The organism is Pseudomonas sp. Pseusp21, from assembly GCF_059492145.1.
In genome coordinates, this window is the sequence record NZ_CP168520.1 from 3,031,878 (window position 1) to 3,050,274 (window position 18,397).

Here is an 18,397-nt window from a genome sequence, read left to right on the forward strand (position 1 = left end):
ATCTTTTTCAAAGTCAAATTACTTATGACCACTGAACCGTCTAAAGCGCCACCGCTTTACCCGAAGACCCACCTGCTCGCCGCAAGTGGGATCGCCGCCCTTCTCAGCTTGGCGCTCCTGGTGTTTCCATCCAGTGATGTTGAAGCCAAAAAGACAACGCTGAGCCTTGAACTGGAAAGTCCTGCTGAACAACTGACACAAGATCAAGACGCTGCCGACGCAGCTCAAGCCACAAATGAGTCCGTAGCTTCCCCTTTCGCGCAGATCGAAAACAGCGCCGAAGAGACGCAGGAAACCGCTCAGGCCGCACCAGCGCCGACACCGGTAGCTGAAGAAAAGAAGGCCCCAAATCACAGGGAAGTGATCGTCTCCAAGGGCGATACGCTTTCTACACTGTTCGAGAAAGTTGGCCTCCCGGCCGCGGCCGTCCATGAAGTGCTGGCCAGTGATAGACAAGCCAAGCAGTTCAGTCAGCTCAAACATGGCCAGAAACTCGAATTCGAATTGAATCCCCAAGGTCAGCTGACCAACCTGCACAGCAAGGTCAGCGACGTTGAAACCATCACCCTGACCAAGAATGACAAGGGTTATGTGTTCAACCGCGTTACCGCCAAACCGACTGTTCGCACCGCTTATGTACACGGTGTGATCAACAGCTCGCTGTCGCAGTCCGCCGCCCGCGCAGGCCTGTCCCACAGCCTGACCATGGACATGGCCAGTGTCTTTGGCTACGACGTCGACTTCGCCCAGGATATCCGCCAGGGTGACGAGTTCGATGTGATCTATGAACAGAAAGTGGTCAACGGCAAAGCCGTTGGCAACGGTCCGATCCTGTCCGCCCGCTTCACCAACCGCGGCAAGACTTACACCGCCGTGCGTTACACCAACAAGCAGGGCAACAGCAGCTATTACACCGCCGATGGCAACAGCATGCGCAAGGCGTTCATCCGTACACCGGTGGACTTCGCCCGCATCAGCTCTAAATTTTCCATGGGCCGCAAACACCCGATCCTCAACAAGATCCGCGCCCACAAAGGCGTCGACTACGCCGCTCCACGCGGTACGCCAATCAAGGCTGCCGGCGACGGCAAAGTGCTGCTGGCCGGCCGTCGCGGCGGTTACGGCAACACCGTGATCATCCAGCACGGCAACACTTACCGTACGCTGTATGGCCACATGCAGGGCTTCGCCAAGGGCGTGAAGACCGGCGGCACAGTTAAACAGGGCCAAGTGATCGGTTACATCGGCACCACCGGCCTGTCCACCGGTCCGCACCTGCACTATGAGTTCCAGGTCAACGGTGTCCACGTCGATCCATTGGGCCAGAAGCTGCCGATGGCCGACCCGATCGCCAAATCCGAACGCGCCCGCTTCCTGGCGCAGAGCCAGCCACTGATGGCTCGTATGGATCAGGAAAAAGCCACCATGCTGGCTTCGAGCAAACGTTAAGCCATGGCTCTTTATATCGGCGTGATGTCCGGCACCAGTCTCGACGGGCTGGACATCGCCCTGATCGAGCAATCCTCGGCGATCAATCTGGTCGCCACGCACTACATCCCCATGCCTGACACCCTGCGCGCCGAGCTGCTTGGCTTGTGCGCCAGCGGCCCTGACGAAATCGCCCGTTCAGCGATTGCCCAGCAGAATTGGGTGAAGCTCGCCGCGCAAGGGATCCATACCCTCCTCGAACAGCAACAGCTCAAGCCTGAAGCCATTCGCGCGATCGGCAGCCACGGCCAGACCATTCGCCATGAACCGGCACGCGGTTTCACCGTACAGATCGGTAACCCCGCCCTGCTCACCGAACTGACCGGCATCACCGTCGTCAGCGACTTCCGTAGCCGCGATGTAGCCGCCGGTGGCCAGGGGGCCCCGCTGGTTCCGGCCTTTCATGAAGCGTTGTTCGAAGAGCGTACCGGTAACCGCGCGGTCCTGAATGTCGGCGGTTTCAGCAATCTCAGTCTGATTGAGCCGAACAAGCCTGTAGCCGGTTTCGACTGTGGGCCTGGGAATGTGCTGATGGATGCCTGGATTCATCAGCAACGGGGCGAGAACTACGACCGCAACGGGCAATGGGCAGCCAGCGGCAAGGTTGAGCCCACCCTGCTGAAAGCCCTGCTCAGCGATCCGTTTTTCGTGACGCAAGGCCCAAAGAGCACCGGCCGCGAAGTCTTCAACCTGCCTTGGCTGGAGCAACACCTTTCGCGCCTGCCAGTGTTCCCGGCGGAGAACGTGCAAGCGACGCTGCTGGAGCTCACCGCACTGACTATTGTCGATTCACTGCAAAGCGCTCAGTCCGACACTCGGGAACTGCTGGTCTGCGGCGGTGGCGCTCACAACGCAACACTGATGAATCGTCTGGCCGGGTTGCTGCCGAACGCCAAGGTCGCCAGCACGTCGACTCACGGCGTTGATCCGGACTGGGTCGAGGCCATGGCCTTCGCCTGGCTGGCTCACTGCTGTCTGGAAGGGATCGCCGCCAATCGCCCGAGCGTCACCGGCGCCAAAGGCCTGCGCGTACTCGGCGCCATCTACCCCAACTGACAAATCGCAGATAACAAAACGCCGCAGAACCGTGAGGTTCTGCGGCGTTTTATTGTGTTCGGTGAAGCGCTATCAGATCGAGAACGAGGAGCCGCAACCACAAGTGGTGGTGGCATTCGGGTTCTTGATCACGAAACGCGAACCTTCCAGACCCTCCTGATAATCCACCTCGGCACCTGCCAGGTATTGGAAGCTCATCGGATCAACCACCAGACTGACGCCTTCGCGCTCGACGATGGTGTCGTCCTCGGCCACATCTTCATCGAAGGTGAAGCCGTACTGAAACCCTGAACAACCGCCGCCCGTAACGAATACGCGCAGCTTCAAGCGATCATTCCCCTCTTCATCGACCAGGCTCTTCACCTTGTGCGCGGCACCTTGAGTGAATTGCAAAGCCGTGGGGGTGAAGGATTCGACGCTCATGCTGACTATCTCCCGGCGTTACGCCGCCATAATGCGTGATGACGCGCATTATCCGCTTGTCCTAGAAAATCGGTCAACTATTGTTACGGTATATCAATAAAGCAGATCAACCGACCAGAATGCAAAAAGGCCCGTTAGACGGGCCTTTTTACCAAGCAAGATCAGTCGTTACGGCAGCATGCCGGCGTGGGACAGGCCAAAACGCTCATCCAGACCGAACAGGATGTTCATGTTCTGCACGGCCTGACCCGACGCGCCCTTGACCAGGTTGTCGATCACCGACAGCACCACCACCAGATCGCCATCCTGCGGACGGTGAACGGCGATGCGGCAGACGTTGGCGCCACGCACGCTGCGGGTTTCCGGATGGCTGCCAGCCGGCATCACGTCGACGAACGGCTCATTGGCATAACGTTTCTCGAACAGCGCCTGCAGATCCACCGAGCGGTCCACCACAGTCGCGTAGAGCGTGGAGTGAATGCCACGAATCATCGGCGTCAGGTGCGGCACAAAAGTCAGACCGACGTCCTTGCCTGCAGCACGACGCAGCCCCTGGCGAATTTCCGGCAGATGACGGTGACCTTTCACCGCATAGGCCTTCATGCTTTCCGACGTCTCGGAGTACAGCGAGCCTACGGCAGCACCACGACCGGCACCGCTGACACCGGACTTGCAGTCGGCGATCAGGTGCGAAGCGTCGGCAATGCCCGCCTCAAGCAACGGAAGGAAGCCCAGCTGCGTCGCGGTCGGGTAACAACCCGGCACCGCGATCAGGCGTGCTTTCTTGATCTGCTCGCGATTGACTTCCGGCAAGCCGTAAACCGCTTCGTCCAGCAGCTCTGGCGCGCCGTGCGGCTGGCCGTACCACTTGGACCATTCATCGGCGTCCTGCAGACGGAAGTCTGCCGACAGGTCGATGACCTTGGTGCCGGCCGCCAGCAATTCGCCGGCCAGTGCGTGAGCAACGCCGTGCGGAGTCGCGAAGAACACCACGTCGCAAGCGCCCAGCGTCTTGATGTCCGGTACGCTGAATGCCAGACCGTCATAGTGACCGCGCAGGTTCGGGTACATGTCAGCCACGGCCAGACCGGCCTCGGATCGGGAAGTGATCACCACCACTTCTGCCTGCGGATGCTGTGCCAACAGACGCAGCAGTTCGACACCGGTGTAACCCGTGCCGCCGACGATACCGACCTTGACCATAAACCTGCCCTCAACGAACCCACTGGAAAGCCGTCGATAATAGGGGCCGCGCGCCCCTGCGACAACCGTCAAGGTGACGTGCGGACGCTCAAGCCTCTACTATCCGGCTTACCGTGAATCAGGGAATAACCAAAAATGCTCTATCTGTGGATCAAAGCGCTACATATCGTCAGCATCGTGTGCTGGTTTGCCGGGCTGTTCTATCTGCCGCGACTGTTCGTTTATCACGCGCAAAGTGAAGACACGATCAGCAAGGAACGCTTCAGCATCATGGAGCGCAAGCTCTATCGCGGCATCATGGGCCCGGCGATGATCGCCGCGCTGATCTTCGGCGGCTGGCTGATCTATCTCAACCCGAGCATCTTTAGCAGCGGTGGCTGGATCCACGCCAAACTGACCCTGGTCGTGCTGTTGATCGGCTACCACCACATGTGCGGCGCGCAGGTAAAACGTTTTGCCCGTGGCGAGAACACCCGCAGCCATGTCTTTTATCGCTGGTTCAATGAAGTGCCGGTTCTGCTATTGCTGGCTATCGTAATTCTGGTCGTGGTCAAGCCGTTCTAACTTCAACAAATACAACTTTCCGGGGTACTTCCGATGTCGCTGCCCGCTCTGCTCGAACAACGTCTGCGCCTGCCTGTGGTGGCGGCACCGATGTTCCTGATTTCCAATCCTGAACTGGTGCTGGCGTGCTGCCGCAACGGCGTGGTTGGCAGCTTCCCGGCGCTGAACCAACGCGAAAGCAGCGGGTTCAAGGCCTGGCTGGAGCAGATCGAAGCAGGCCTGGCGACACTGGAGAACCCGGCGCCTTATGCCGTGAATCTGATTGTTCACAAGAGCAATCCACGTCTGGAGGCGGACCTGGACATCTGCGTCCAGCACAAGGTACCTATCGTCATCACCAGCCTCGGCGCGGTGAAGGAAGTAGTAGACGCCGTGCACAGTTACGGCGGTCTGGTCTTCCACGACGTGACGACCCGCCGCCATGCCGAGAAAGCCGCCGAGGCCGGTGTCGATGGTTTGATCGCTGTTGCAGCCGGTGCCGGTGGGCACGCCGGGACCTGGAGTCCGTTTTCGCTGATCGCCGAGATCCGCGAGTTCTTCGACAAGACCCTGTTGCTTGCAGGATGTTTGAACCATGGGCATGAGATTCTCGCCGCACAACTGCTCGGCGCGGATCTGGCCTACTTCGGCACGCGATTTATCGGCACCACTGAAAGTCATGCGCCTGACGCCTACAAGCAGATGCTGCTGACTGCCAAAGCCGCCGACATCATTCATACTCCTGCCGTGTCCGGTGTTCCGGCCAGCTTCATGCGCCAAAGCCTGGAGGCCGCCGGTTTCGACATGGCAGCCCTGCAAGGCAAGGGTGAAGTGAATTTCGGCGACAAGCTCAAGCCGATCAACGACGAAGCCAAGGCCTGGAAAACCGTGTGGTCTGCGGGTCAGGGCGTGGGGCAAATCGACGATCTGCCAAGCGTGGATCAACTGGTGGCGCGTCTCGATGCCGAGTACCGCCAAGCCCTGGAGCACGCAGCGCAACTGCCGAAACGCTGGCCGCGCTGAATGAAACCTGGCCGGTCGCTGTCTGACTGGCCTTAGACTCAATTTATCTCGCGACAAGGATGCCTCGGCCATGAGCGAACCCCGTTACAAGATCGTTTTCGACGGCGCGCTCCAGCCCGGCGTCGATATCACCACGGCCAAATTGAACCTGGCCGATCTGTTCAAAAGCGATGTCGCCGCCATCGAGCGCCTGTTCAATGGCCGCACCGTCGCGCTCAAGCGTGATCTGTCGCACAGCGATGCGCAGACCTATCTGCAAGCGCTGGGCAAGACCGGGATCGACGCCCGGATCGAAGCGGAAACGCCCATCGAGCTGAATCTGTCGGATGTCCACGAGCAAAGCGCCGCCGTCGCGGAGCCTGACTCGCCTTATGCGCCCCCTCGCGCCGCTGTCGGTGAAAGCCTGCCGGCGTTCGCGCCGCTAAAGCCGTTCAGCGTCGAGGGCCGGATCGGCCGTTTGCGTTACCTGGCTTGGTCGATGGTGTTGAGCCTGGTAACCCTGCCAATCGTCAGCGTGTTCGCGCTGATCGGCCTGGGCCTGGTCAGCGCCGACTCGACGACGGGGCTGATCATCGGCGGTCTCCTCGCCTTCTTCCTGTTCCTGGCCTTCGCGATCGTCGGCATCCTGTTCAGCATTCAGCGCTTGCACGATATCGGCTGGTCGGGATGGCTCTGGCTGCTGACCCTTGTTCCGTTCGTGGGCAGCTTCTTCCCGCTGGTGATCATGGTCGTGCCGGGCAATACCGGCGCCAACCGCTATGGCCCACCACCTCCGCCGAACAGTACGGCAGTCAAAGTGCTGTGCTCTTTGTGGATCGTGTTTATCGGGCTGTTTTTCATGGGCGGCTTGCTGGGTGGGATTACCGCCATCCAGCAGGAATACGAAAGCAGTCTTGAAAGCAGCTATGAGAGCGGTTCGGTGACCACCGATGAAATCGATGTCGAAGTCGAGCCGGCCGCGAATTCGGCAGACGATGCAGCCGAAGCTGCTCTCGCCCCTGTAGACTCTGCGAAAGAATGAACAACGCTCCCCGCCGTGACACCTGCGTCGACGGCGCGGCGCTGTTGCGATGGAGATTTGCATGACCCGTTACGCTCTGATCACCGGCGCCTCCAGCGGCATCGGCCTGGCCATGGCCGAAGCCCTGGCACGCCGTGGCCGCAGCCTGATTCTGGTGGCCCGCCAGCGTGATCAGCTGGAAAGCATTGCGATTGAACTGACCCAACGCTTCGGCGTGGAGGTGCTGTTCCGCGCCTGTGATCTCGGCGAGCCGCTGCGCCTGTCCGGCTTTCTGCTGGAGCTTGAAGAAGGCGACCGGCAGATCGATCTGCTGGTCAACTGTGCCGGCATCGGTACTTGCGGCCCGTTCCTGGCCCAGGACTGGATGACCGAGCAGGACCTGATCGAAGTGAACATCCTCGCGCTCACCCGCCTGTGCCATGCCATCGGCAACAGCATGGCGTTGCAGGGTGGCGGGCAGATTCTCAATGTCGCGTCGGTGGCGGCCTTCAACCCCGGGCCGTGGATGAGCACCTATTACGCCAGCAAGGCGTATGTTCTGCACTTCTCGGAAGCACTGCGGGTGGAATTGAAGAAGTGTGCGGTCAAGGTGTCGGTGCTCTGTCCCGGTCCGACCCGCACCGCGTTCTTTCGCACCGCGCAACTGAACAACGACAAACTCAACGCCAGCAAACTGCTGATGAGCCCCGAGGAGGTCGCGCTGTATACCGTGCGCGCCCTGGAGAAAAACCGCGCGATCATCATTCCCGGACGCCGAAACCGCTGGTTCGCCTTTCTGCCACGGCTCGGTTCGCGCTGGCTCAATCGCACGATTGTCGGCATGGTCAACAAGGCTTACTGCCCGCGCTGAAAAGCCCTACGGCAAAACACTGGGCGGGCTAATCCCCCTATGAGTACACTCAGGCCAGCCCAAACAACGGAGAAAACAGCTGTGGATACTCTGTTCACCAAGATCATCAACCGGGAAATCCCGGCGAAGATCATTTACGAGGACGACCAGGTTCTGGCGTTCCACGATATCGCCCCACAGGCACCGGTGCATTTTCTGGTGATCCCGAAGAAACCGGTACGCACCCTCAATGACCTGACCGAAGACGACAAGGCACTGGCCGGGCATATCCTGTTCACCGCCCAGCGTCTGGCGCTGGAACTGGGTTGCGAGGAAGGCTTCCGGGTGGTGATGAACTGCAATGAAATGGGCGGGCAGACTGTCTACCACATTCACATGCACGTGCTCGGTCAACGCCAGATGAACTGGCCGCCGGGCTGATTGAACCCAACGATCGGTGGGAGCGCCCCGCTCCCACATGACCCAGCGCAAACCTTCCCCGGCCGATTCGGTTAAACTGGCCGCCGAGATTCTTCCCGGAGGTCAGCATGACTACCCAACGTCACTACTCGCCCATTGATCGTCTTCTGCTGCAAGCCGATGCCGCGATGCGTACCCTGCTGCCCTTCAGCGGCCAGCCGTACCGTCCGTCGCCGGCGATCGTGCAGCCCGATGTGCAGATGAGCGATGAAGACACCCGCCACGTCGCCGGTCTGATGCGCATCAACCACACCGGCGAAGTCTGCGCCCAGGCGCTGTATCAGGGCCAGGCGCTGACCGCCAAGCTGCCACAGGTGCGCGAGGCCATGGAGCATGCGGCCGAAGAAGAGATCGATCATCTAGTCTGGTGCGAACAGCGCATTCACCAGCTGGGCAGCCACACCAGCGTGCTCAATCCGCTGTTCTATGGCATGTCGTTCGGCATCGGTGCAGTGGCCGGGCTGATCAGCGACAAGGTCAGCCTCGGGTTTGTCGCGGCGACCGAGCATCAGGTCTGCAAGCATCTGAACGAGCATCTGGAGCAACTCCCGGCCGAGGACGAAAAATCCCGGGCGATTCTGGAGCAGATGCGTATTGATGAAGAGCATCATGCGGAAAGTGCATTGGAGGCTGGCGGTTTCCGCTTTCCGGCGCCGGTGAAGTTCGGCATGAGCCTGCTGGCCAAAGTGATGACCAAGAGCACTTACCGGATCTGAAAAACGCCCATAAAAAAGGCGACTGCCGCAAAGCAGTCGCCTTTTTTTGTGCCTGGATTTCTTAGCTCGGCATATTGCGCGCGTAGAAGATTTCCAGCATTTCGTGCTTCACACGCTCGGTCACCTGAGCACGTTGCTCGGAAGACAGATTGCTGGTGGCGTCGCCGAACAGGTAGTTGTCCAGTTCGAAGTTCTTCAGCAGCATCTTGGTGTGGAACAGGTTTTCCTGATACACGTTCACGTCGGTCATCTGATACGCGTCGCGGGTGTCTTCGGAGAGGTAGTTCTGGATCGAGTTGATCTCGTGGTCGATGAAGTGCTTGTTACCTTCAACGTCACGGGTGAAGCCGCGCACACGGTAATCCACGGTCACGATGTCCGAATCGAACTGGTGAATGAGGAAGTTGAGCGCTTTGAGCGGTGAAATGACACCACAGGTCGACACGTCGATGTCCACACGGAAGGTCGCGATACCGGCGTCCGGATGGATTTCCGGGTAGGTGTGCACCGTGATGTGGCTCTTGTCGAGGTGGGCCAGGATGATTTCGGGCAACGGGCCCGGGGATTCTTCGATCTGGCTTTCGGTCGGGGTCACCGGCTCTTCCGAGATCAGAATCGTGACGCTGGCACCCTGAGGCTCATAGTTCTGACTCGCAATGTTCAGAATGTTGGCACCAATGATTTCGACAACTTCCGTGAGGATCTGCGTCAGGCGTTCGGCGTTGTACTCTTGATTGATGTACTCGACGTAAGCCTGCTGGTCTTGCGGGGTTTCCGCGTAGCAGATGTCATAGATGTTGAAGCTCAAGGTCTTTGTCAGGTTATTGAACCCGTGGAGCTTGAGTTTGCTTTTCACCGTTAAAAACTCTCTATGTATGCGGCACGGCCGCGTGATCAAGCATGCCCGTCAAGTGCGAACAACGCACCTGCGTAGGACGGTTAACACCTCTTCGCGATGGCGATTTTGGTTATCTGTTCAGGCGGATGACCCGTCGATTGACTGATCACGGCCCTGAAAAAAGTGGCGCATTATGCAGACGTCAGCGGGGGATCGCCAGAGTCTGCACTGCTTTTATGATAGTTGAATGTCGGCTCAGCCGAGTTCAACGATTTCGTAGTCGTGGGTGATCGCTACGCCAGCCGCGCCGAGCATGATCGAGGCCGAGCAATATTTCTCCGCAGACAGTTCGATGGCGCGTTTGACCTGGGCTTCTTTCAGGCCCCGGCCCTTGACCACGAAGTGCATGTGGATCTTGGTGAACACTTTCGGATCTTCGGTCGCGCGTTCGGCATCCAGAAAGGCTTCGCAGCTTTCAACGGCCTGACGGGACTTCTTCAAAATGCTGACCACGTCGAAATTGCTGCAACCGCCGACACCCAGCAGGAGCATTTCCATGGGGCGGACACCCAGATTACGACCACCGGCGTCCGGCGGACCATCCATGACCACGACATGACCGCTGCCGGATTCGCCGAGGAACATGGCTTCGCCAGCCCATTGGATGCGTGCCTTCATCGCCAAGACTCCACTGTAGAAAAAAGGGTCGCCAGCTTAGCACAGGGCCCCGCCCGGACAGCGAGCAGGTTCCTAGGACGAATGCACCTTTAACGTAGGTGATTTCTCGAAATTTCGACGAAGTGTCTGGTAAGCTGGCGCCAATTCACTGGCGCCTTCGCCAGACTGTGTAGCGACCGCCTCAGCGCCTCATATAAAAACCAAATATAACCGTGCAGTCTTTTCGGGATACAACCATGGTTGGTATTACCCCCACACCCAAAATCAAGAACCTCGACAAGCTGCTGATGCATTGCCAGCGCCGCCGTCACGCGGCCAAGAGCAACATCATCTGCGCCGGGGATCGCTCCGACACGCTGTACTTCATCATCCGCGGTTCGGTCACGATCCTGATCGAGGATGACGACGGCCGCGAGATGATCATCGCGTACCTGAATGCAGGGGATTTCTTCGGCGAGCTGGGCCTGTTCGAAGAAGCCGGCCAGGAACAGCAGCGCAGCGCCTGGGTGCGGGCCAAGGTTGAATGCGAAGTCGCGGAAATCAGCTACGCCAAGTTCCGCGAGTTGTCGCAACAGGATCCGGACATTCTTTACGTCCTCAGCGGACAAATCGCACAACGCCTGCGCAACACCACACGCAAGGTCGGCGACCTGGCGTTCTTCGACGTCACCGGTCGTGTCGCTCGCTGCCTGCTGGAGCTGTGCAAACAACCGGACGCCATGACTCACCCGGACGGCATGCAGATCAAGGTGACCCGTCAGGAAATCGGCCGGATTGTCGGTTGTTCTCGAGAGATGGTCGGTCGCGTGCTCAAGGATCTTGAGGAGCGCAACCTGGTCGATGTGAAAGGCAAGACCATGGTGGTCTTCGGCACTCGCTGAGTTCTATAGCTCAGCCGGCGTAGATCTGCGCCAGCATCAAACGAAAGAGTTCATCGAGGCGTGCCAGTGCATGGGGCGCCGGGAATTTTTCGTGCAGAGCGATGTGGCTGGCGGCACGTACCCGCTGCTCCAGGCCACACGCCTCGTTGAATCGGTTGACCGCCGCGACCATCGACTCACGTTCGTCATCCACCAGCATCGCCCCGTGCACCAATCCCACCGGACGCTGACCACCCTGACTCTGGCGCCAGCGCTGAGCGGTGCCGACCATCTTGCGACCGTCGAGATTGACGTTGAAGCGACCGTCGCAGAACGCACCGTCGATTTCACCCAACGACGAAGTGCCGCCCAACTCATCCAGCAACTCACAGATCGGATCACACAACCTCCGGTAACCGGTTTCGATGCGGTTCAGATCGCCTTCACTGCGAGGCGGTGCGTAGACCAGCGCAATATTGATGGTCGACGCCGATTGCGGAACCGGTTCGCCGCCGGTTTCACGCAGCAACACCGGCCAACCGGCCGCGGCGGAGACTTCGCAGGCGTGATCGAATCCGGAGAGGCGATTCAAACGGCGCGGCATGACCAAGGCGCGGTCGCTGGGCTGCCAGAACAACAAGCCGAATTCGGCATCGCCAGCGCAGACCGAGGCCAGCAGATCCTGTTCGGCTTGCAGGCCGGCTTCGATGGTCAGGGAAGTGGGGATCATAAGGTTTCCATAGGACGTTGAGTCTGAGGTGAATCTTATGCCGCCTTCGCGGGCAAGCCCGCTCCCACAAAGGGACGGGCGCCTGCAAAGACTCGATCAGTCGAGGGTCGAACCACTCACCGGAACGCCGCGTTCAGGGAAGAACAGACGCTGCAGTTCGATGCCCGGACTTTCGGCGCGCATGAACGCTTCGCCGACCAGGAACGCGTAAACATCGCTGATTTCCATCAACTCGACATCGGCACGGTTGAGGATGCCGCTTTCGGTGATCACCAGACGATCGCGCGGAATGCGCGGCAGCAGGTCGAGGGTGGTTTCCAGGCTCACGTCAAAGGTGTGCAGGTTGCGGTTGTTGACCCCGACCAGCGGCGTGTCGAGGGTTTTCAACGCGCGCTCCAGCTCATCGCCGTCGTGCACTTCCACCAGCACGTCGAGGCCGACGTCTTTGGCGACCGACGCCAGTTCGGCCATTTTCACATCGTCCAGCGCGGATACGATCAACAACACACAATCGGCGCCCAGGGCACGGGCTTCAACGATCTGGTACGGATCGATCATGAAGTCCTTGCGGATCACCGGCAGCGAGCACGCCGCGCGGGCCTGTTGCAGGTAGGCATCGGCGCCCTGGAAATAGTCGATATCGGTCAGCACCGACAGGCAGGTCGCCCCGCCCTTCTCGTAGCTTTTGGCGATCTCGGCGGGAACGAAGTTCTCGCGGATCACGCCTTTGCTCGGCGACGCCTTCTTGATTTCGGCGATGACCGCCGGTTGTTTCTTCTTGGCCTGCGCCAGCAATGCCTGGGCAAAACCACGGGGTGCATCGGCCGCCTTGGCCAGACTTTCCAGCTCGCTCAGGCTCACACGAGCGCTACGCTCGGCGACTTCCTGAACCTTGCGGGCCAGAATGTTTTCCAGAACCGTCGGTACACTCATCCCTCATTCTCCACTTTGAATACCGCGGTAAAGGCACCCAACTCCTCGAGTTTTTCCCGAGCAAGACCGGTGTGCAGAGCGTCGTGGGCCAGTGCCACGCCCTCTTTCAGACTTGTCGCCAGATCGGCGGCATACAGCGCCGCACCGGCATTGAGCACGATCATTTCGGCAGCCTTCTGGCCGTTCTCGGTCTTGCGCTTGCCCAGTGCATCGCGGATCAGCGCCAGCGACGCTTCCGGGCCTTCGACCGACAGGCCGTGCAGGCTCTGGCTCTTCATGCCCAGATCTTCCGGCTCGACCCAATATTCGGTGATCTGATCGTCCTTCAGCTCGGCGACAAAGGTCGGCGCCGCCAGACTGAACTCGTCCAGACCGTCCTTCGAATGCACCACCAGCACGTGCTTGCTGCCCAGACGCTGCAAGACTTCAGCCAACGGCCGGCACAGCGCCGGGGTGAACACGCCCACCACCTGATGTTTCACACCGGCCGGATTCGTAAGCGGGCCGAGCATGTTGAACAGGGTGCGCAGACCGAGATCGCGACGCGGGCCGGCGGCGTACTTCATGGCTTTGTGGTGAGTCTGGGCAAACATGAAACCGATGCCGACGTTATCGATGCAGCGCGCCACCTGAACCGGGGTCAGGTTGAGGTAGATGCCGGCGGCTTCCAGCAGGTCGGCACTGCCGCTCTTGCCCGATACGGCACGGTTACCGTGCTTGGCCACGGTGCAGCCAGCAGCAGCGACCACAAAGGAAGACGCGGTCGACACGTTGAAAATATTCGCCCCGTCACCGCCGGTGCCGACCACATCGACCACGCCGTCGAGGGTCTTGAGTTCGACCTTGTCCGCCAGTTCGCGCATCACCGACACGGCGCCGACGATCTCGTCGATGCTCTCGCTCTTCATGCGCATGGCCATCATGAACGCGCCGATCTGCGCGTCAGTGCATTGGCCGGTCATGATTTCGCGCATCACGTCGCGCATTTCATCGGTGCTGAGGTCAAGGTGATCGACGATACGGCTCAGGGCTGTCTTGATATTCATGGGAAGTCCTTAGCGCGTGCCGCCGGTTTGTTTGAGGAAGTTGGCGAACAGTTCATGGCCCTGTTCGGTGAGGATCGATTCCGGGTGGAACTGTACGCCCTCGATGTTCAGGGTCTTGTGACGCAGGCCCATGATTTCGTCGACCGAACCGTCATCGTGCTGGGTCCACGCCGTCAGCTCCAGGCAATCGGGCAACGTTTCGTGTTTAACGATCAGGGAATGATAGCGGGTGACGGTCAGCGGGCGGTTCAGCCCGGCAAACACGCCCTTGTCCTCGTGGAATACCGGACTAGTCTTACCGTGCATCACCTGCCGGGCGCGGACGACATCGCCGCCAAAAGCCTGGCCGATGGACTGGTGACCGAGGCAGACGCCGAGGATCGGCAGTTTGCCGGCGAAATGCTTGATGGCTTCGATGGAAATGCCGGCTTCGGTCGGCGTGCACGGGCCCGGGGATACGACGATCCGCTCAGGGTTGAGCGCTTCGATTTCGGCGATGGTCAGTTCGTCGTTGCGCACCACCTTGACCTCGGCACCCAGCTCGCCGAGATATTGCACAACGTTGTAAGTAAAGGAGTCGTAGTTGTCGATCATCAGCAACATGGCGTTTCGAACCTCTTGAATTCTGACTTGAAGACAGCCTTCGGATGACTTGCCAGGCGCTGCACACGGTCAGGCGCGCAGGTCGCGTCGGCACAGCGGCATTTCAAACGGGCAAGGAAGGCAAAGCGATACAGATCCGGCGGGGCCGGCAGAATAGATTCAGGCGCGCCAACGCCAGCGGGCGTGTGCCTTGATGACTTGATCCAGAAGTTTGCTGGTGATCAACACGGGGAAGGTCTCGTTCATACGTTTCGGCACAGTAACTTAGCTGGGCGGAGCGTGCAATATGGCCGGGGCCGTGGGGGATAAAACAATGGGAGGGTTGACGACCGATGGCAAATCGCCGGAAGTTTTTGGTACTGTCATTTCGTTCACTACAACAATAAATAAACGGACTTGCTCATGATCAAACAGACGTTGTTTGTACCGCTCGCCGGATGCCTGCTCGCGATGGCCTGCGCCCAGGCGAACGCCGCACCCAATCCTTATTCGAATTTCGTGGTCTTCGGCGACAGCCTGAGCGATGCGGGGACTTTCACCGACAGCGGCGGCCCGGCCGGCGCCACCGAACGCTACACCAACCGCACGGGCCCGAACTATCAGGACGGCAGCGGTGAGTTCTACTCACTCAATTCCACCCAATTGCTCGGAGGCCGTCTCGGCTTCACCCCGGACCAGACCGCCTCCTCGTCCTCAGCAGTTCGTGCCGGCCAAGGCCAGCCGGACGGTAACAACTGGGCTGTCGGCGGCTACCGTACCGACCAGATTCTCGACTCGATCACCAGCCAGTCCGCCACCGGCGAACGCACCCGCGCCGGTTATCTGCCGTCGAACGGTTTCCGCGCCGACCCGAATGCCCTGTATTACCTGACCGGGGGTGGCAACGATTTCCTCCAGGGCCGCGTCACCAGTCTTCCTCAGGCGAATGCCGCTGCCGATCGACTGGTCGACAGCGTACGCACACTGCAAGGCGCCGGCGCCCGTTACATCATGGTCTGGCTGTTGCCGGACATCGGCCTGACTCCGGCCATCAACGGTTCACCGCTGCAGGCCTTCACCTCGCAACTCAGCGCCCAGTTCAACACCGAACTGGTCAGCCAGTTGCAGAGCGTCAATGCCAACGTCATCCCGCTGAACGTCCCGGTTCTGCTCAAAGAGGCATTTGCCAATCCGGCGCAGTTCGGCCTGGCCACTGACCAGAATCTGGTCGGCACCTGCTTCAGCGGCAACAGCTGCACGGAGAACGCGCGGTACGGGATCAACAGCGCCACCCCGGATCCGTCCAAGCTGATCTACAACGACGCCGTCCACCCGACCGAAGCCGGGCAGCGCCTGATTGCCGATTACGCCTACTCGCTGCTGGCCGCACCATGGGAAGCGACCCTGTTGCCGCAAATGGCCCAAGGCACCCTGCGCTCGCATCAGGATGAACTGCGCAACCAGTGGCTGGCAGATTGGGAAAACTGGCAGGCCGTTGGCCAATGGCGGGCGATTGTCGCCGGTGGCGGCCAGCATCAGGACTTCGACAGCCAACGCAGCGGCGCCAGCGCCGACGGCAACGGTTACAACCTGAACATCGGCGGCAGCTACCGTCTCAACGACGCCTGGCGCGTGGGCGTGGCGGCCGGTTTCTACAATCAGAAGCTCGAGGCCGGCGACAACGACTCCGACTACAAGCTGAACACTTATCTGGGCACCGCATTCGCCCAGTACCAGCAGAACCGCTGGTGGGGTGACGCCGCCGTGACCGCCGGGCATCTGGATTACGACAGCCTCAAACGCAAATTCCAGCTGGGGGTCAACGAACGCGGCGAGAAAGGCGATACCGACGGCTATGTTCTGGCCTTCAGCGGACGCGTGGGCTACGACATTGCGCCAGAAGCGAGCAGCCCATGGCACCTGTCGCCATTCGTCAGCGCCGATTTCGCCAAGGTTGAAGTCGATGGCTATTCGGAAAACGGCGCCGACTCCACCGCGCTAACGTTCGATGACCAGTCGCGCATTTCCCGCCGTCTCGGCCTCGGGATCCAGGGCAAGTACCAGATCACCTCGCAGACCCAGGTGTTCGGCGAACTGGCCCACGAACGCGAGTACAACGACGACACCCAGCATGTGACGATGAACCTCAATAGCCTGCCAAACAACCGCTACACCCTGGCCGGCTACGCCCCTCAAACCAACCTCAACCGCCTGAACCTGGGCGTGAGCCACAACCTCACCAAGGATCTGGCATTGCGCGCCAGCTACGACATCCGCAAGGATGACGACTTTACCCAGCAAGGGATCAACGTCGGCGTAGCGCTCGACTTCTGATTCGCAGGCCATAAAAAAACGCGGCGCCCTCACAGGCGCCGCGTTTTTTTTGGCTGAATCAGCAATCACTCAGTCCGGGGTTTGCTCGGCGAGCGCAACAGCGCGGAACATCGCCCGGCGCTTGTTGATGGTTTCTTCCCATTCCAGCGCCGGCACCGAGTCAGCGACGATGCCGCCACCGGCCTGCACGTGCAGTTCGCCGTTCTTGATCACTGCGGTACGGATCGCAATCGCGGTGTCCATGTTGCCATTCCAGGCGAAGTAGCCGACCGCGCCGCCATACACGCCACGCTTGACCGGCTCCAGTTCGTCGATGATTTCCATCGCACGGATCTTCGGCGCGCCGGACAAGGTGCCCGCCGGCAGGATCGCCCGCAGTGCGTCCATCGCCGTCAACCCGGCCTTCAACTGACCGGTGACGTTGGACACGATGTGCATCACGTTGGAATAACGCTCGATGACCATTTTCTCGGTGAGCTTCACCGAGCCGATTTCCGATACGCGCCCGGTGTCGTTACGACCGAGGTCGATCAGCATCAGGTGCTCGGCGATCTCCTTGTCGTCGGACAGCAGGTCTTCTTCCAGCGCCACGTCCGCCTCTTCGGTCGCCCCGCGAGGACGGGTGCCGGCAATCGGGCGCACGGTGATCAGGTTGTCTTCGACCCGTACCAGCACTTCGGGCGAACTGCCGACGACGTGGAAATCGCCGAAGTTGAAGAAGTACATGTACGGCGTCGGGTTGAAGCAACGCAGTGCGCGGTACAGATCGATCGGCGCCGCCTTGAAGTCGATCGACATGCGCTGGGACGGCACGACCTGCATGCAGTCACCGGCGAGGATGTATTCCTTGATGGTGTCGACGGCTTTTTCGTAGTCGTCCTGGGTGAAACTGGAGCGGAACACCGGCTCGGCCGCCTGCTGCTTGCTGAAATCCAGGCCACGGCGCGGGGTGATCGGCTGACGCAGTTTTTCCAGCAACTCCTGCAATTGCGCCTGGCCCTGCTCGTAGGCATCGGCCTGCGCCGGGTCGGCCAGCACGATCGCGTGCATCTTGCCGGCGAGGTTGTCGAACACCACCACCGCGTCGGAAACCATCAGCAGAATGTCCGGCACGCCCAGCGGATCCGGGTTCGGGCATTTGCCGAGGCGCTTCTCTACATAGCGCACACAGTCGTAACCGAAGTAACCCACCAGACCGCCGTTGAAGCGCGGCAGACCGGCAATGGTCGGCACGTTGTAGCGGGCCTTGAAGGTTTCGACGAAGGCCAGCGGATCTTCGACGTCATGGCTTTCGGTCTCGACGCCATCGACGGTGATACTCACGTGATGGTCGTGAACCCGCAGCACGGTGCGGCACGGCAGGCCGATGATCGAGTAACGGCCCCATTTCTCGCCGCCCTGCACTGATTCGAGCAGGTAGGAGTTGGGCTGGTCGGCCAGTTTCAGGTAGATCGACAGCGGCGTGTCGAAGTCGGCCAGGGTTTCGCAGGCCAGCGGAATGCGGTTATAGCCGTCAGCGGCCAGACGCAGGAATTCTTCGCGGATCATAGGGTGCCTCGTGGTGTGAGGGGCAAATCAGTCAGGTGTGCAAACGCGCCGGCAGGCCGGCCAGGA

19 protein-coding genes are annotated in these 18,397 nt (G+C 60.1%); 10 read left to right on the forward strand and 9 right to left on the reverse strand.

Annotated elements, in window-relative coordinates:
• The first annotated feature begins 24 nt into the window (after positions 1 to 24).
• Both ACEN93_RS13835 and ACEN93_RS13840 read left to right on the forward strand, forming a co-directional pair.
• A complete protein-coding gene (locus ACEN93_RS13835) occupies positions 25 to 1,449 on the forward strand; it encodes a peptidoglycan DD-metalloendopeptidase family protein (RefSeq protein ID WP_103385429.1) in 1,425 nt (474 codons plus the stop codon).
• Between the two features lie 3 nt (positions 1,450 to 1,452).
• The gene (locus ACEN93_RS13840) at positions 1,453 to 2,544 is read left to right on the forward strand and encodes an anhydro-N-acetylmuramic acid kinase (RefSeq protein WP_495611512.1); all 1,092 of its coding nucleotides are present in this window, start codon (positions 1,453 to 1,455) and stop codon (positions 2,542 to 2,544) included.
• 72 nt (positions 2,545 to 2,616) lie between these two features.
• Here ACEN93_RS13840 and erpA read toward each other — a convergent pair whose 3' ends face one another.
• Both erpA and argC read right to left on the reverse strand, forming a co-directional pair.
• Positions 2,617 to 2,967: an iron-sulfur cluster insertion protein ErpA gene (gene erpA / locus ACEN93_RS13845; protein ID WP_003228776.1), complete on the reverse strand. Its 351-nt coding sequence runs from the start codon at positions 2,965 to 2,967 to the stop codon at positions 2,617 to 2,619.
• A 168-nt stretch (positions 2,968 to 3,135) separates the two neighbouring features.
• Positions 3,136 to 4,170, reverse strand: a complete 1,035-nt coding sequence (argC, locus tag ACEN93_RS13850) for an N-acetyl-gamma-glutamyl-phosphate reductase (RefSeq protein WP_074692255.1) — start codon at positions 4,168 to 4,170, stop codon at positions 3,136 to 3,138.
• Positions 4,171 to 4,305: 135 nt separating this feature from the next.
• Between argC and hemJ the strand changes: the two genes are divergently transcribed.
• From hemJ to coq7, 6 genes are all read left to right on the forward strand, one after another.
• Positions 4,306 to 4,734, forward strand: coding sequence for a protoporphyrinogen oxidase HemJ (gene hemJ / locus ACEN93_RS13855; protein ID WP_011336184.1), 429 nt, complete (start codon positions 4,306 to 4,308; stop codon positions 4,732 to 4,734).
• 33 nt (positions 4,735 to 4,767) lie between these two features.
• Positions 4,768 to 5,736, forward strand: a complete 969-nt coding sequence (locus tag ACEN93_RS13860; RefSeq protein WP_039768107.1) for an NAD(P)H-dependent flavin oxidoreductase — start codon at positions 4,768 to 4,770, stop codon at positions 5,734 to 5,736.
• A gap of 70 nt (positions 5,737 to 5,806) precedes the next feature.
• Positions 5,807 to 6,757 (forward strand): DUF805 domain-containing protein, encoded by a 951-nt coding sequence (locus ACEN93_RS13865; protein WP_039768105.1) that lies wholly within the window; start codon positions 5,807 to 5,809, stop codon positions 6,755 to 6,757.
• A gap of 61 nt (positions 6,758 to 6,818) precedes the next feature.
• A complete protein-coding gene (locus tag ACEN93_RS13870; protein WP_007956321.1) occupies positions 6,819 to 7,607 on the forward strand; it encodes an SDR family NAD(P)-dependent oxidoreductase in 789 nt (262 codons plus the stop codon).
• An 81-nt stretch (positions 7,608 to 7,688) separates the two neighbouring features.
• On the forward strand, positions 7,689 to 8,027 hold the full coding sequence (locus tag ACEN93_RS13875; RefSeq protein ID WP_007956318.1) for a histidine triad nucleotide-binding protein: 339 nt from the start codon (positions 7,689 to 7,691) through the stop codon (positions 8,025 to 8,027).
• Positions 8,028 to 8,134: 107 nt separating this feature from the next.
• Positions 8,135 to 8,782 carry a 2-polyprenyl-3-methyl-6-methoxy-1,4-benzoquinone monooxygenase gene (gene coq7, locus ACEN93_RS13880; RefSeq protein WP_007956317.1) on the forward strand — a complete coding sequence of 216 codons (648 nt, stop codon included), beginning with the start codon at positions 8,135 to 8,137 and terminating at the stop codon, positions 8,780 to 8,782.
• Between the two features lie 61 nt (positions 8,783 to 8,843).
• Here the strand turns inward: coq7 and speD are convergent, their stop codons facing one another.
• Both speD and ACEN93_RS13890 read right to left on the reverse strand, forming a co-directional pair.
• Positions 8,844 to 9,638 (reverse strand): adenosylmethionine decarboxylase, encoded by a 795-nt coding sequence (gene speD / locus ACEN93_RS13885; protein ID WP_007956315.1) that lies wholly within the window; start codon positions 9,636 to 9,638, stop codon positions 8,844 to 8,846.
• Between the two features lie 237 nt (positions 9,639 to 9,875).
• A complete protein-coding gene (locus ACEN93_RS13890) occupies positions 9,876 to 10,298 on the reverse strand; it encodes an OsmC family protein (protein WP_016772921.1) in 423 nt (140 codons plus the stop codon).
• Positions 10,299 to 10,534: 236 nt separating this feature from the next.
• On the opposite strand from ACEN93_RS13890, the gene crp reads away from it, so the two are divergent.
• Complete coding sequence (gene crp, locus ACEN93_RS13895; RefSeq protein ID WP_011336190.1) at positions 10,535 to 11,179, forward strand: cAMP-activated global transcriptional regulator CRP; 645 nt, start codon at positions 10,535 to 10,537, stop codon at positions 11,177 to 11,179.
• Between the two features lie 10 nt (positions 11,180 to 11,189).
• Here the strand turns inward: crp and ACEN93_RS13900 are convergent, their stop codons facing one another.
• The 4 genes from ACEN93_RS13900 to ACEN93_RS13915 form a co-directional block, all read right to left on the reverse strand.
• Complete coding sequence (locus tag ACEN93_RS13900) at positions 11,190 to 11,888, reverse strand: lipoate--protein ligase family protein (protein ID WP_039768101.1); 699 nt, start codon at positions 11,886 to 11,888, stop codon at positions 11,190 to 11,192.
• Between the two features lie 96 nt (positions 11,889 to 11,984).
• Entirely contained in the window at positions 11,985 to 12,821 is an 837-nt protein-coding gene (gene trpC, locus ACEN93_RS13905; RefSeq protein ID WP_039768100.1) for an indole-3-glycerol phosphate synthase TrpC, read from the reverse strand.
• The gene (trpD, locus tag ACEN93_RS13910; RefSeq protein WP_039768098.1) at positions 12,818 to 13,867 is read right to left on the reverse strand and encodes an anthranilate phosphoribosyltransferase; all 1,050 of its coding nucleotides are present in this window, start codon (positions 13,865 to 13,867) and stop codon (positions 12,818 to 12,820) included. Before trpD ends, trpC begins: the two co-directional genes overlap by 4 nt.
• A gap of 9 nt (positions 13,868 to 13,876) precedes the next feature.
• The gene (locus ACEN93_RS13915; RefSeq protein ID WP_007956309.1) at positions 13,877 to 14,470 is read right to left on the reverse strand and encodes an aminodeoxychorismate/anthranilate synthase component II; all 594 of its coding nucleotides are present in this window, start codon (positions 14,468 to 14,470) and stop codon (positions 13,877 to 13,879) included.
• Positions 14,471 to 14,872: 402 nt separating this feature from the next.
• Here ACEN93_RS13915 and estP point away from each other — a divergent pair, with 402 nt between their 5' ends.
• Positions 14,873 to 16,783 carry an esterase EstP gene (estP, locus tag ACEN93_RS13920; protein WP_039768097.1) on the forward strand — a complete coding sequence of 637 codons (1,911 nt, stop codon included), beginning with the start codon at positions 14,873 to 14,875 and terminating at the stop codon, positions 16,781 to 16,783.
• A gap of 69 nt (positions 16,784 to 16,852) precedes the next feature.
• Here the strand turns inward: estP and trpE are convergent, their stop codons facing one another.
• On the reverse strand, positions 16,853 to 18,331 hold the full coding sequence (trpE, locus tag ACEN93_RS13925; RefSeq protein ID WP_039768096.1) for an anthranilate synthase component I: 1,479 nt from the start codon (positions 18,329 to 18,331) through the stop codon (positions 16,853 to 16,855).
• Positions 18,332 to 18,397: the final 66 nt, after the last annotated feature.

Coding starts and splice junctions, on each gene's coding strand:
- ACEN93_RS13835 (WP_103385429.1), top strand. CDS start 25: ATGACCACTGAACCGTCTAAAGCGCCACCGCTTTACCCGAAGACCCAC.
- ACEN93_RS13840 (WP_495611512.1), top strand. CDS start 1,453: ATGGCTCTTTATATCGGCGTGATGTCCGGCACCAGTCTCGACGGGCTG.
- erpA (WP_003228776.1), bottom strand. CDS start 2,967: ATGAGCGTCGAATCCTTCACCCCCACGGCTTTGCAATTCACTCAAGGT.
- argC (WP_074692255.1), bottom strand. CDS start 4,170: ATGGTCAAGGTCGGTATCGTCGGCGGCACGGGTTACACCGGTGTCGAA.
- hemJ (WP_011336184.1), top strand. CDS start 4,306: ATGCTCTATCTGTGGATCAAAGCGCTACATATCGTCAGCATCGTGTGC.
- ACEN93_RS13860 (WP_039768107.1), top strand. CDS start 4,768: ATGTCGCTGCCCGCTCTGCTCGAACAACGTCTGCGCCTGCCTGTGGTG.
- ACEN93_RS13865 (WP_039768105.1), top strand. CDS start 5,807: ATGAGCGAACCCCGTTACAAGATCGTTTTCGACGGCGCGCTCCAGCCC.
- ACEN93_RS13870 (WP_007956321.1), top strand. CDS start 6,819: ATGACCCGTTACGCTCTGATCACCGGCGCCTCCAGCGGCATCGGCCTG.
- coq7 (WP_007956317.1), top strand. CDS start 8,135: ATGACTACCCAACGTCACTACTCGCCCATTGATCGTCTTCTGCTGCAA.
- ACEN93_RS13890 (WP_016772921.1), bottom strand. CDS start 10,298: ATGAAGGCACGCATCCAATGGGCTGGCGAAGCCATGTTCCTCGGCGAA.
- crp (WP_011336190.1), top strand. CDS start 10,535: ATGGTTGGTATTACCCCCACACCCAAAATCAAGAACCTCGACAAGCTG.
- ACEN93_RS13900 (WP_039768101.1), bottom strand. CDS start 11,888: ATGATCCCCACTTCCCTGACCATCGAAGCCGGCCTGCAAGCCGAACAG.
- trpC (WP_039768100.1), bottom strand. CDS start 12,821: ATGAGTGTACCGACGGTTCTGGAAAACATTCTGGCCCGCAAGGTTCAG.
- trpD (WP_039768098.1), bottom strand. CDS start 13,867: ATGAATATCAAGACAGCCCTGAGCCGTATCGTCGATCACCTTGACCTC.
- ACEN93_RS13915 (WP_007956309.1), bottom strand. CDS start 14,470: ATGTTGCTGATGATCGACAACTACGACTCCTTTACTTACAACGTTGTG.
- estP (WP_039768097.1), top strand. CDS start 14,873: ATGATCAAACAGACGTTGTTTGTACCGCTCGCCGGATGCCTGCTCGCG.
- trpE (WP_039768096.1), bottom strand. CDS start 18,331: ATGATCCGCGAAGAATTCCTGCGTCTGGCCGCTGACGGCTATAACCGC.